Source organism: Brevibacillus gelatini (assembly GCF_003710935.1).
Taxonomy (GTDB): domain Bacteria; phylum Bacillota; class Bacilli; order Brevibacillales; family Brevibacillaceae; genus Brevibacillus; species Brevibacillus gelatini.
Map to the genome: position 1 here is coordinate 184109 of NZ_RHHS01000027.1, position 12750 is coordinate 196858.

The 12750-nt window shown below is 54.6% G+C and carries 12 protein-coding genes and 1 other annotated feature (1 of these 13 running past the window's edge); all 12 genes read left to right on the forward strand.

Going from position 1 to position 12750, the window contains the following annotated elements; translation table 11 throughout:
* Positions 1-62: a binding site (T-box leader), on the forward strand (it extends 198 nt beyond the left edge of the window).
* Between the two features lie 55 nt (positions 63-117).
* The 12 genes from thrS (at position 118) to EDM57_RS11620 (ending at position 12694) form a co-directional block, all read left to right on the forward strand.
* The gene (gene thrS / locus EDM57_RS11565) at positions 118-2031 is read left to right on the forward strand and encodes a threonine--tRNA ligase (RefSeq protein WP_122904915.1); all 1914 of its coding nucleotides are present in this window, start codon (positions 118-120) and stop codon (positions 2029-2031) included.
* Positions 2032-2248: 217 nt separating this feature from the next.
* A complete protein-coding gene (moaA, locus tag EDM57_RS11570; RefSeq protein ID WP_122904916.1) occupies positions 2249-3274 on the forward strand; it encodes a GTP 3',8-cyclase MoaA in 1026 nt (341 codons plus the stop codon).
* Positions 3275-3537: 263 nt separating this feature from the next.
* Entirely contained in the window at positions 3538-4041 is a 504-nt protein-coding gene (gene infC / locus EDM57_RS11575; protein WP_122904917.1) for a translation initiation factor IF-3, read from the forward strand.
* A gap of 30 nt (positions 4042-4071) precedes the next feature.
* A complete protein-coding gene (gene rpmI / locus EDM57_RS11580; RefSeq protein ID WP_122904918.1) occupies positions 4072-4269 on the forward strand; it encodes a 50S ribosomal protein L35 in 198 nt (65 codons plus the stop codon).
* Positions 4270-4360: 91 nt separating this feature from the next.
* Complete coding sequence (gene rplT / locus EDM57_RS11585; RefSeq protein WP_005829335.1) at positions 4361-4720, forward strand: 50S ribosomal protein L20; 360 nt, start codon at positions 4361-4363, stop codon at positions 4718-4720.
* Between the two features lie 189 nt (positions 4721-4909).
* Positions 4910-5134, forward strand: a complete 225-nt coding sequence (locus EDM57_RS11590) for a hypothetical protein (RefSeq protein ID WP_122904919.1) — start codon at positions 4910-4912, stop codon at positions 5132-5134.
* Positions 5135-5298: 164 nt separating this feature from the next.
* Positions 5299-6000 carry a phosphoadenylyl-sulfate reductase gene (locus EDM57_RS11595; protein ID WP_122904920.1) on the forward strand — a complete coding sequence of 234 codons (702 nt, stop codon included), beginning with the start codon at positions 5299-5301 and terminating at the stop codon, positions 5998-6000.
* 23 nt (positions 6001-6023) lie between these two features.
* Complete coding sequence (sat, locus tag EDM57_RS11600) at positions 6024-7175, forward strand: sulfate adenylyltransferase (protein WP_122904921.1); 1152 nt, start codon at positions 6024-6026, stop codon at positions 7173-7175.
* A gap of 602 nt (positions 7176-7777) precedes the next feature.
* Entirely contained in the window at positions 7778-9514 is a 1737-nt protein-coding gene (gene ilvB, locus EDM57_RS11605) for a biosynthetic-type acetolactate synthase large subunit (protein WP_122904922.1), read from the forward strand.
* Position 9515: 1 nt separating this feature from the next.
* The gene (ilvN, locus tag EDM57_RS11610) at positions 9516-10022 is read left to right on the forward strand and encodes an acetolactate synthase small subunit (RefSeq protein WP_122904923.1); all 507 of its coding nucleotides are present in this window, start codon (positions 9516-9518) and stop codon (positions 10020-10022) included.
* A 57-nt stretch (positions 10023-10079) separates the two neighbouring features.
* Entirely contained in the window at positions 10080-11102 is a 1023-nt protein-coding gene (ilvC, locus tag EDM57_RS11615; protein ID WP_122904924.1) for a ketol-acid reductoisomerase, read from the forward strand.
* Positions 11103-11158: 56 nt separating this feature from the next.
* Positions 11159-12694 (forward strand): 2-isopropylmalate synthase, encoded by a 1536-nt coding sequence (locus EDM57_RS11620; RefSeq protein WP_122904925.1) that lies wholly within the window; start codon positions 11159-11161, stop codon positions 12692-12694.
* Positions 12695-12750 lie beyond the last annotated feature (56 nt).

Below are 12750 nucleotides of genomic sequence, written 5' to 3' on the forward strand. Positions count from 1 at the left end.
GCCCTTTTTGCAAAAACAGACTTGAATTAGGGTGGTACCGCGAGAATACACTCGTCCCTTTTGGGATGGGTGTTTTTTATTTTCTCATCATCAACAAATGGAAAGGAAGAATCCAAGGTGGCACAAATTAACGTAACGTTCCCGGATGGAGCTGTCCGTCAGTACGAAGCTGGGATTACCATCGAAGAGATCGCAGGCTCCATCAGTTCAAGCCTGAAGAAAAAAGCAGTAGCTGGCAAAATTGACGGCAAAGTGGTGGATCTGTACACAGCGCTTGAGAATGACGCAGCCATTGAAATCGTGACGCTCGATTCGCCGGAAGGGCTGGAAGTATATCGCCACAGTACCGCTCACTTGCTTGCCCAGGCGGTAAAACGCCTGTACGGCAGCGATGTCAAACTCGGCATCGGTCCTGTGATCGAGGATGGCTTCTACTACGATATGGACATTCCGGTTTCTCTCTCTCCGGAGGACCTTGGCAAGATTGAGGCGGAAATGGAAAAAATCGTGAAGGAAGACCTGCCAATCCGCCGCAGAGTTGTCAGCCGCGACGAGGCGACAAGAATTTTTCAAAACCTCAACGACCATCTGAAGCTGGAGTTGATCCGCGACCTGCCGGCAGATGCGACGATCACGCTGTACGAGCAGGGCGAGTTTTTCGACCTCTGTCGCGGGCCGCACCTGCCGTCCACTGGCTACATCAAAGCGTTCAAGCTGATGAGCGTGGCAGGTGCATACTGGCGCGGAAAAGCGGAAAACCAGGTGCTGCAGCGCGTCTACGGTACCGCCTGGCCGAAAAAAGCGGATATGGACGAATACCTGCACTTCATCGAAGAGGCGAAAAAGCGCGATCACCGCAAACTGGGCAAAGAGCTGGAGCTGTTCATGTTCTCCGAGGAAGCGCCTGGCATGCCGTTCTACCTGCCAAACGGATTTACGGTCCGCAACGAGCTGGAGCAATTCTCCCGCCGTCTGCAACAGCTGGCTCAATACACAGAGGTGCGCACTCCGTTCCTCATGAACGAGCGCCTCTGGAAAGAATCCGGTCACTGGGACCACTACAAGGAAAACATGTACTTCTCTGAGGTAGACAACGCGACTTACGCCTTGAAGCCGATGAACTGCCCAGGCCACATGCTCATTTACAAAAACACCATGCATTCCTACCGCGACTTGCCGATTCGCTATTCCGAGTTCGGCCAGGTTCACCGCCACGAATACTCCGGTGCGCTGAACGGCATGCTGCGGGTTCGCACCTTCTGCCAGGACGACGCGCACGTATTCGTCCGTCCTGACCAGATCGAGAGCGAGATCAAAAACATGATTAAGCTGATCGACAAAATCTACAAAGTGTTCGGCTTTGAATACAGCGTAGCGCTCTCCACTCGTCCGGAAGATTCCATGGGCTCCGACGAACTGTGGGAAACAGCGGAAAGCGCTCTGAAAAAAGTGCTGGAGCAGCTGGAGATGCCGTACGAAATCAAGGAAGGCGATGGCGCGTTCTACGGACCAAAGATCGACTTCCAGATTACCGACGCGTTGAAACGCCGTCACCAATGCGGTACCATCCAGCTCGACTTCCAGATGCCGGAGAAGTTCGATCTGACTTACGTGGGCCAAGACAACGAGAAGCATCGTCCGGTTGTATTGCACCGTGCGATGTACGGCTCCATGGAGCGTTTCATCGGCATCCTGATCGAGCACTACGCAGGCGCATTCCCTGTATGGCTGACGCCAATCCAGGCACGTCTGATGAACATCAGCGAGGTGCACATTCCGTACGCCGAGCAAGTCAAGGAAAAGCTGCAGCAAGCTGGCATCCGCGTAGAGCTGGATGCGCGCAACGAAAAAATCGGCTACAAAATCCGTGAAGCGCAAGTGCAAAAAATCCCGTACATGCTGGTCATCGGGGAAAAAGAAGTGACAGACGGCACTCTGTCTGTACGCAAACGCGGAGTAGGCGATGAAGGTTCCATGACCGTTGATGCGTTCGTGGAAAAAATTCGCGCAGAAATCAACGAAATGAAGTAACGCAAAAAAGGGCAGTTCTCCCTCGAACGGCGGGAAACTGCCCTTTTACATTATGGTGCTTTCCCCTTTTTTACCCTCCACCTGCTGGCGATGTTGCGAAGCGGTGAAAAGTGCAGGGAAAGCGAGCCATTTCCCGGATGAATGTGGTACGCTAGTAAAAAAGCCTGCACCGCTTGTAGCATGCCATGCTCAGCCAGGAAAAGGGGAGTGACCAGCAGTGCCAGAGCAGTTGCAAGTACGTGACACACGAAACCGCCCTCTCCGTGATCTGCGCATTTCCGTGACAGACAGATGCAATTTTCGCTGCCGGTACTGTATGCCGGCTGAAATTTTCGGATCGGACTTCGCATTTTTACCGCAGCACAAGCTGCTGTCGTTTGAAGAAATTGCCCGTTTGACCAGCATATTTACCTCGCTTGGCGTGCGGAAAATCCGGATTACCGGCGGAGAACCGCTGATGCGCAGGGATTTGCCAACGTTAATTCAAATGATCCGGAAAATAGACAACGTCCAGGATATTGCCATGACCACGAATGGCTCGCTGCTCGTCCGCCATGCCCAGGCATTGAAGGAAGCCGGACTGGATCGCGTCACCGTCAGTCTCGACAGCCTGGACAACGAGCGATTTGGCATGTTGAACGGCAGAGGCTATCCCGTGGATGCGGTGCTCGACGGGATTCGCGCGGCGGCAGAGGCGGGACTCGGGGTGAAAATCAACATGGTCGTTCAGCGCGGCGTCAATGACCAGGACATTTTGCCGATGGTCCGTTACTTCCGCGAGCAGGGGCATACCTTGCGCTTTATCGAGTTCATGGATGTTGGCAACAGCAACGGCTGGAGACTCGATCAGGTCGTGCCTTCCAGCGAAATCGTCCGGCTGATCCACGCAGAAATGCCGCTCGCGCCAGTCGAGCCGAACTACTTCGGCGAGGTCGCTTCGCGCTACCGCTACGAGGGAAGCGATCAGGAGATAGGGCTGATCTCGTCGGTGACACAAGCCTTTTGTTCTACCTGCACGCGCGCGCGGCTGTCTGCTGAGGGGAAAATGTACAACTGCCTGTTCGCCTCTGCCGGACATGACTTGCGCGAGCCGCTGCGCAGCGGGCGAAGCGACGACGAAATCCGGGAGCTGATTCGCGCGATCTGGGAAAAGCGCGACGAGCGCTATTCGGAGGAACGGCTGGACGAAACGCCGGGACTGCAAAAGCGTCCGAAGGTGGAAATGTCCCACATTGGAGGATAAAGAGCATAAAGCCTTGACAAAGACAACTCTACCTTGTATGATAAGTTGCGTGTATAAACACTTCATAATTCGAGAACAAGCAGAGGCGCCCAGCTTCTCACCTGGGTCGACGTCTTCACGACTGTTGACAGGTAACTCTTATGCAAGGAGATCCTTGGATCTATTGAAATTGCTTAGGTGAGATATGTGCGGGCGCAGTTGCGTTCGCACATTTTTGTTCCTTCTCGAAATTGACGGAGGTGGCAAGTATTAGCAAGGATCAAATGTTAGTTAACGAAGCGATCCGTGCCCGTGAAGTCCGTTTGATCGGCGCTGACGGGAGCCAATTGGGAGTCGTACCCTTCAGGGAAGCGTTGCGCATTGCCCAGGAAGCCGATTTGGATCTGGTAAACGTTGCTCCGACAGCCAAACCGCCTGTATGCCGTATCATGGACTACGGAAAGTTCAAGTACGAGCAGGCGAAAAAGGAGAAAGAAGCACGGAAAAACCAGAAGATCATCGAGCTGAAAGAAGTGCGTTTTTCTTCTAACATCGAAGAACACGATTTTCAAACCAAGCTTCGCAACGTCCGCAAGTTCTTGGAGGATCACCACAAGGTGAAGTGTACGATCCGTTTCCGTGGACGTGAAATCACCCACTCCGAAATCGGGCTTGGCGTTATGGAACGTGTAGCTGCTCAGTGTGAAGATCTCGCTACGCCTGAGCGTAAACCGAAGATCGAGGGCCGCAGCATGATCATGATTCTGGCTCCGAAAGCGGAAAAGTAAGATAGTCGTTTAGACAGGAGGATTTTTCAGATGCCTAAAATGAAAACCAACAAGGCTGCTGCAAAACGTTTCAAAAAGACTGGAAGCGGCCAATTGAAGCGCGACCGCGCATTTGGTAGCCACTTGTTCGCCAACAAAACAACCAAGCAAAAGCGCCACCTGCGCAAAGCTGCGCTTGTTTCCAAAGGTGACCAAAAACGCATTGGGCAAATGCTCACTTACCTGTAAGTTTTCGCATCATCAAACACATTACGCAGCATGAGCTCCCTAAGTGCCTGGAAGCAGGCCGCCATGCTGGAAAGACCAGGAGGAGTTTAGTATGCCAAGAGTAAAAGGTGGCATTGTTACACGCCGTCGTCATAAAAAAATCCTGAAGCTGGCGAAAGGATACTTCGGTTCCAAACATCGCCTGTTTAAATCTGCAAATGCGCAGGTTATGAAATCCCTGCTGTATGCATACCGTGACCGTCGTCAAAAGAAACGCGACTTCCGCAAACTGTGGATCACTCGTATCAACGCGCAAGCTCGCCTGAACGGTCTGTCCTACAGCCGTCTGATGCACGGCCTGAAAGTGGCTGGCATCGAAGTAAACCGCAAAATGCTGGCTGACCTGGCTGTGAACGACAAAGCTGCGTTCAACGAACTGGCAGCAGTAGCAAAAGGCAAACTGAACGCGTAATCACTTTCTTGCGCGAAAAAGCAAAAGCCGATCTTTTCCACTGGGAAAGGTCGGTTTTTTTGTTTAGGCCGAGAGAAAGCTCCGTCTCAGGTCGCAGACAAAAACAATCTTCCGCCCGTGTCGAGAAGACCGCCTCCTGCCATACAATAAAAATCGTCAATGGAAAACAATGGATAGGAGAGGGTAGAGATGAAAAAACAAAAGTGGATGATGATGGGTGCTGCTGCGGTGATCTGTTCGGCGCTGTTCGTTCCGGGAGCGTTTGCCAAAGAAAAGGATGATGCCTACGTGGCACCTGTCGTCTTCATCACAGGGGCACCGACTGCCCAGCATGTAGACCAGGTGAAACCCAACACCATTCCGACAGGCAGCGCGTTTATTTTCCCGGCTGATAACAGTGACTCTGACAAATAATAAGCGCGAGCCATCTCAAAAGGAGCGATCGGGCCAACTGACCTGGTCGCTTTTTTCATTTCTTGCGGGGCTGTCCCGGCAGTTTTGTCGGCAGGACGAATCTCCACTTGCTGCTTCCCGACATATGATGGTGGGGGAATCCCAGCAGGAAAGGAGTTTCGCTGATGAGCAATCGCCAGAGGATGGCGGACGAAGAACTGCAAGTATGGGCGTACCGGATGGAAGCAAAATCCCCGCAGGATGTGCTAGTTCTGGCGGTCGAACACTTCGCGGGCAGTCTCGTCCTCGCCGCAAGCTTCGGTGCCGAGGATGTCGTGCTGATCGACATGCTGCACAAACTGGCTCCGACGATCCCTGTTTTTTACCTCGATACGAACAAACATTTTCCGGAGACGTACGAGACGCGCGACAAGCTGGAGGAGCGGTACCAGACGAATTTTATCCAGGTGCTGCCCGAGATGACTCTGGCTGAGCAGGAAAAGCTTCACGGAGAAAAATTGTGGGAAAAAGACCCGAATCTGTGCTGCCAAATTCGCAAGGTAGAGCCTTTGAAGCGGGTGCTGTCCGGCTACGACGCCTGGATTACAGGCATTCGCCGCGACCAGGCGCCAACTCGCGCCAACGCGAAAAAGGTGGAGTGGGATGAAAAATTCCAGCTGGTGAAGTTCAATCCGCTCGCAGACTGGACGATGGACCAGGTGTGGGCATATATACATGCCAACGATGTCCCCTACAATCCTTTGCACGACCGCAACTACCCAAGCATTGGCTGCAGTGTTTGCACCAGGCCTGTCCAGCCGGGACAGGACCCGCGCGCAGGCCGCTGGGCTGGCTTTGACAAGACCGAATGCGGTCTGCACAAGTAAGGGAACATAAGGGAGGACACGTTATGCAAACGATCTCGCCACACGGCGGGACGCTGATTGATCGGCTGGAGAGTCAGCCGCAAGCAGTATCCCGAGCCGGTATCAAAAAAGCGATCACGGTAGATAAGTGGACATTGTCTGACCTCGATTGTCTCGCCATTGGCGCTTTCTCTCCGCTGACAGGCTTTCTCGGGGAGGACGACTACCATTCTGTCGTGGAACGGATGCGGCTCGCAGACGGGACGGTTTGGCCGCTGCCAGTGACGCTCGCAGTCGATCCGGCGGAGCACGCGGACCTCAAGCCGGGGGATGCGGTATGGCTGCGCGGAGAAGACGGCGAAGACTACGCCATCCTTCATGTGCAAAGCATCTACCGGCCAGACAAGGTGCGGGAAGCCAGACAAGTGTTTCGCACTGAAGACCGGGCGCATCCGGGCGTGAAAAAGCTGCTGGAAAAACCGGAACTGTACGTAGGCGGGCCCGTGCATGTACGCAAGCGGCCGCGGCCCGAACGTTTTGCCGAATATTATTTGACGCCGCGCGAGACGAGAGAACTTTTTGCGCAAAAAGGGTGGAAAACCGTCGTCGGCTTCCAGACGCGCAATCCCGTTCACCGGGCGCACGAATACATCCAGAAAGCGGCACTGGAAATCGTCGACGGGCTTTTCCTCAACCCGCTGATGGGAGAGACGAAGGCCGATGACATTCCGGCGCAGGTGCGGATGAAAAGCTACCTCGCCCTCCTGGAAAACTACTACCCGAAAGAGCGCGTGCTGCTTGCGGCATTCCCGGCGGCCATGCGCTACGCGGGGCCGAGAGAAGCAGTGTTTCACGCGCTCGTCCGGAAAAACTACGGCTGCACGCATTTCATCGTCGGCCGCGATCATGCGGGCGTGGGCGATTATTACGGGACGTACGACGCGCAGCGCATCTTTTCCGCCTTCGCGCCGGATGAGTTGGGGATTCAACTGCTGTTTTTCGAGCACAGCTTTTACTGCACGGCCTGCCAGGGAATGGCGACTGCCAAGACGTGCCCGCACGCTGCCAGTGAGCATCTGACGCTGTCCGGGACAAAAGTGCGCGCGCTTTTGCGCAGCGGCCAGACCCCGCCGCCGGAATTTACCCGACCCGAAGTGGCAAAAATTTTGATCGAGGGACTTCGCGACCATCCGTAAAACGGTTCACCAAAAGAAGGGAAGGACGGGTATTGCCGTCCGTTTCCCTGTCTGAAAAAGGGGACAAGCCGAAGAAAAAATGTATCCGCTTTCACTCAAAAACCGCGCCGTTTCGCGGTTTTTCACTGAGCATTCGTTCGGACGAAAGTACGGGGAAATCTTTTTGTTTTCGTTGACACCCCCATAGTGCCTAGCTATAATCAGACGTAACACTTTAGTTTTCTGACAACAACAATATTAAAAATATTGTTATAATAGGCTATGACGAGGATGGTGCGCGTCTCCCCTTTTACAGAGAGCCCCTGGTTGCTGAGAAGCGGGTATAGGGTACGCAAGCACTGCTCACCTCTGAGCTGTTTTGCTGAAATTTGCCTCGTGCAGAAAGTAGGGAAAACCGATTGACACCCGTTAGCGTGTTACAGTCCCATTTATTGTGACTGACTGAGATCGGCGACCGTGAGGCGCCGATGAAGTTGGGTGGTACCGCGAACCCTTTCGCCCCAAAAGACATGGAAACCGAACCGTGTCGGGGCGAAAGGGTTTTTCTATGTGTCCATAGGTTTTGTTTATAGCTGCTTAAGAAGTGGGAGGAGGAGAGGAAAATGAGTGTAGAAATGGCCGAATTGCAGAAAAAAAGCGGCATTCCACCGATTCAGTTCGGAGAGGAAGTGACTGGAGCAGAAGCGCTTCTGCGCTGTCTGATCCTGGAGGAAGTCGAATACATTTTCGGCTACCCCGGCGGAGCTGTTCTCCCGATCTACGATTCCTTGTACGGGAGCTACTTCAAGCACATTCTGACGCGCCATGAACAGGGGGCGATCCACGCAGCAGACGGATACGCCCGCGCCACTGGCAAACCGGGCGTATGTATCGCCACTTCCGGTCCGGGAGCGACCAACCTCGTTACCGGGATTGCGACAGCCCAGATGGACTCCGTTCCACTGGTTTGCATCACCGGAAACGTAGCCCAGTCGCTGATCGGAACCGACGCGTTCCAGGAAGCGAACATTACGGGTATCACCATCCCGATCACGAAACACAGCTACTTCGTTCGCGATGTCCGCGAATTGCCGCGCATCGTGAAGGAAGCGTTCTACATCGCGACCACAGGCCGTCCGGGTCCGGTTCTCATCGACATTCCAAAAGATGTGGCCAATGCGAAAGCGCCGTTCACCTACCCTGACAAGGTCGAAATTCGCGGCTATCGCGCCACGCTCGTTCCGACAGACGAAGAGGTGCAGGCTTTTGTTGACGCGATTGGCGAAGCGAAGCGTCCGGTTATCCTGGCAGGCGGGGGCATCATCGCCTCCCGTGCCGAAAAAGAGCTGCTCGCTTTTGCAGAGAAGGCGCGCATCCCGGTTATCAACACCTTTATGGGGCTGGGCGGTTTCCCTGGCACGCACGAATTGGCGCTCGCCATGTCGGGCATGCACGGCAGCTACACAGCCAACCAGGCGCTGCTCAATGCGGACTGTGTCATCGGCCTCGGCGCGCGTTTCGATGACCGGATCACGATGGGACGCACCAAAGAGTTTGCTCCGAAAGCGCGCATCGTCCACGTCGACATCGACCCTGCCGAACTGGGGAAAAACGTCGAGACAGCCGTAACCGTAGCGGGCGATGTGAAAAGCACGCTGGCCAAAGCGCTTCCGATTGTCCGCAAATGCGACTCCGAGGCGTGGATCAACCAGCTCAAGGAATGGCAGGTACAGTATCCGTACAAGTACAAAAAAGACGGTAACGTACTGAAGCCGCAAGCGGTGATTGAGCTTTTGTACAGCTCCACGAACGGGGAGGCGATCGTCGTAACAGACGTCGGGCAGCATCAGATGTGGACAGCGCAATACTACAAGTTCAAGCACCCGCGCTCTTTCATCTCTTCCGGCGGTCTCGGCACGATGGGCTTCGGCTTCCCGGCAGCGATTGGCGCACAGATCGGACACCCGGATCGCACGGTCATCGCAGTTGTGGGCGACGGCGGCTTCCAGATGACGAACCAGGAGCTGGCGATCGTCTCCCAGTACAACATTCCGGTGAAGGTCGCGATTCTGAACAACCAGTGCCTGGGCATGGTTCGCCAGTGGCAGGAGCTGTTCTACGACAATCGCTACAGCCAGATCGACCTGACGTGCAGCCCGGATTTCGTCAAGCTGGCGGAAGCTTACGGTGTCAAAGGCTTGCGGGCCACCACTCCGCAAGAGGCAGCAGCCGTTTGGGCCGAAGCGCTGCGCCATGATGGACCAGTCGTGGTAGACTTCCGTGTAGCGCAGGAAGAAAACGTGTATCCGATGGTAGCATCAGGCGACACATTAGATCAGATGCAATTGGGGGACGATTAGGATGCAAACACATACACTTGCCGTACTCGTCAACGATCACCCCGGCGTACTGACCCGAGTTGCGACCTTGTTCGGGCAACGCGGCTTCAACATCGACAGCATCACGGTGGGAGGAACAGAGGAGCAAGGGCTGTCCCGGATGATTATTACCACCGGAGCGGACGACCGCCAGATTCAACAGCTCATGAAGCAACTGCAAAAGCTGATCGATGTCATCTCGGTGACGAACCTCAGCGAAAACCCGTACGTTTCCCGGGAGCTGGCGCTAATCAAGGTGAGCGCCACACCGAGCCAACTGGCCGAGCTGAACGGGATTGTCGAGCCGTTCCGCGCCGCGATCGTCGATGTGGGTCCTACCTCGCTCATCGTGCAAGTGACGGGTGATACCGAAAAAATCGACGCGCTGCTTGTTCTTTTGCAAAGCTATGGAGTTCTCGAACTGACGAGAACGGGATCAGTAGCGATGGCGCGCAGTATTGTTCCAGCAACAGCCGCAGCAACGGTTTAAATTGCAAAATTCAGAATAGAAATTCAAACTGAACATAATTTTAAGGAGGCTATACAAATGGTAAAAATGTACTATGAAGCAGACGTAAACAAAGAGGTACTGCGCGGGAAAACAATCGCGATCATCGGCTACGGTAGCCAAGGCCATGCGCAAGCACAAAACCTGCGCGACAGCGGCTATAAAGTAGTAGTCGGTCTGCGTCCAGGGAAGTCTTGGGACGCAGCGGCAAAAGACGGCTTTGAAGTGCTGACGGTAGCAGAAGCAACCAAACGTGCGGATGTCGTGCAAATCCTCATGCCAGACGAGCGCCAGGCGCAAGTTTACCGTGACGAGATCGCACCAAACCTGAAATCCGGCGCAGCGCTCTGCTTCTCCCACGGTTTCAACATCCATTACGGACAAATCGTGCCGCCGGCTGACGTAGACGTTATCATGTCCGCTCCAAAAAGCCCTGGCCACCTCGTTCGCCGCGTCTATCAGGAAGGCTTTGGCGTACCTGGTCTGATCGCAGTCTACCAGGATGCGACCGGCAAAGCGAAAGACCTCGCCCTCGCTTACTCCAGCGGAATCGGCTGCACAAAAGCAGGTGTAATCGAAACGACCTTCCGCGAAGAGACAGAAACAGACCTGTTCGGGGAGCAAGCGGTATTGTGCGGCGGAGCAAGCGAACTGGTAAAAGCAGGCTTCGATACGCTCGTGGAAGCAGGATACGCGCCAGAGATCGCCTACTTCGAGTGCTTGCACGAACTGAAGCTGATCGTTGACCTCATGTACGAAGGCGGTCTGGCTCGCATGCGCTACTCCATCAGCGACACGGCTGAGTACGGTGACTACAGCACAGGCCGCCGCATCATCACCGAGGAAACGCGCAAAGAAATGAAAAAAGTGCTGGCTGAAATCCAGGACGGTACATTCGCTCGCAACTGGATCCTGGAAAACCAGGCAAACCGCCCAGCCTTTACTTCCCGCCGCCGACTGGAAGCTGAACACGGCATCGAGGTAGTCGGAAAACAACTGCGCGGCATGATGTCCTGGCTGAACAAGGAAACGAAAAAAGAAGAAGCGAAAATCGGTCAATAAAGACCGACGGATCGTGACATATATAATGTAGGGAAAATAGTGGAGGTGACAAGTTCATGCGGACCATTGAGATTTTTGATACGACATTACGCGATGGGGAGCAGTCTCCGGGCGTCAACATCAGCACGAACGAAAAGGTGGAGATCGCCCTTCAACTGGAAAAGTTGGGAGTAAACAGAATCGAGGCTGGCTTTGCAGCAGCTTCCCCAGGCGACCAAAAGTCTGTGGCCGAAGTGGCGAAACGGGTGAAAAACTCCACCATCGTAAGTCTCGCGCGTGCCGTCAAAGACGACATGGATAAGGCGTACGAAGCGCTGCGCAACGCGCAAAACGCATCCCTCCACGTCTTTCTTGCTACGTCTCCCATCCATCGCCAGTACAAACTGAACATGAGCAAGGAGCAAGTCCTTGCTCGTGCGGTGGAGGCCGTTACCTATGCGAAAAAATACTTTTCAGAAGTACAGTTTTCCGCAGAGGATGCGGCACGGACAGAGATTGACTTTTTGGCAGAGGTAGTGGCAGCGGTCATCAAGGCAGGGGCGACAACCGTGAACATTCCGGACACGGTCGGCTACATGACGCCGTACCAGTACGGCAACATTTTCCGCGAACTGAAAAAGCGCGTGCCAGAGACAGAAGGCATCCGCCTGAGCTGTCATTGCCACGATGACCTGGGCATGGCCGTGGCGAACAGCCTGGCTGCGGTGGAAGCCGGAGCTACACAGGTAGAGGGCACCATCAACGGGATCGGCGAACGCGCAGGCAACGCCGCGCTGGAAGAAGTGGCGCTCGCCCTGGAGACACGCAAAGACTACTACCAGGCGACAACGAGGCTGAATCTGAAAGAAATCGCGCGGACCAGCCAGCTCGTGAGCCGCTTGACAGGGATGATCGTGCCGGGCAACAAAGCGATTGTAGGCGCAAACGCTTTTGCCCACGAATCCGGTATTCACCAGGATGGCGTCTTGAAGGAAGTCACCACCTACGAAATCATTCGTCCGGAATCGGTCGGCTTCAAGTCGAACAAACTGGTTCTCGGCAAGCACTCTGGCCGCCACGCGTTCAAGGAAAAGCTGGTGGAACTGGGCTACCACCTCGACCAGGACGAAGTCAACACAGCCTTTGCCGCATTCAAGGCACTGTGCGACAAGAAAAAAGAAATTACGGACGACGACATTCTTGCCCTGATCGATACCAAAATGGTTCGCGGCGCAGAAGCGTTCCAGCTCGAATCGGTGCAGCTCGCCTACGGCAACATTTCCGTGCCGACAGCAAGCGTCCGGTTGAAGCGCGCTGACGGCTCAGTCGTCGAGGAAGCAGCGATTGGTAACGGTTCTGTCGATGCGATCTACAAGGCGATTGACCGCGCGACAGGGGAAGAAGTAACCTTGATCGACTACAAAATTCTCTCGGTCACGCACGGACAGGACGCGCTTGGCGAAGTGTTCGTCCGCCTGCAGCAAGGTGAGCTGAACGTTACGGGTCGCGGTGTCAGCACAGACGTGCTGGAAGCGAGCGCGATTGCCTATGTGCGCGCCGTCAACAAAATTTTGGAGCGTCGCGGGGAATCCGTGCCAGTCGCCGTAAACTAGAGTCAAGTCATATTGGATAGGAAAAAAGGAACCGATAAGGAACGAAAACCATTACA

Coding starts and splice junctions, on each gene's coding strand:
- infC (WP_122904917.1), top strand. CDS start 3,538: ATGTTAGTTAACGAAGCGATCCGTGCCCGTGAAGTCCGTTTGATCGGC.
- rpmI (WP_122904918.1), top strand. CDS start 4,072: ATGCCTAAAATGAAAACCAACAAGGCTGCTGCAAAACGTTTCAAAAAG.
- rplT (WP_005829335.1), top strand. CDS start 4,361: ATGCCAAGAGTAAAAGGTGGCATTGTTACACGCCGTCGTCATAAAAAA.
- EDM57_RS11590 (WP_122904919.1), top strand. CDS start 4,910: ATGAAAAAACAAAAGTGGATGATGATGGGTGCTGCTGCGGTGATCTGT.
- EDM57_RS11595 (WP_122904920.1), top strand. CDS start 5,299: ATGAGCAATCGCCAGAGGATGGCGGACGAAGAACTGCAAGTATGGGCG.
- sat (WP_122904921.1), top strand. CDS start 6,024: ATGCAAACGATCTCGCCACACGGCGGGACGCTGATTGATCGGCTGGAG.
- ilvB (WP_122904922.1), top strand. CDS start 7,778: ATGAGTGTAGAAATGGCCGAATTGCAGAAAAAAAGCGGCATTCCACCG.
- ilvN (WP_122904923.1), top strand. CDS start 9,516: ATGCAAACACATACACTTGCCGTACTCGTCAACGATCACCCCGGCGTA.
- ilvC (WP_122904924.1), top strand. CDS start 10,080: ATGGTAAAAATGTACTATGAAGCAGACGTAAACAAAGAGGTACTGCGC.
- EDM57_RS11620 (WP_122904925.1), top strand. CDS start 11,159: ATGCGGACCATTGAGATTTTTGATACGACATTACGCGATGGGGAGCAG.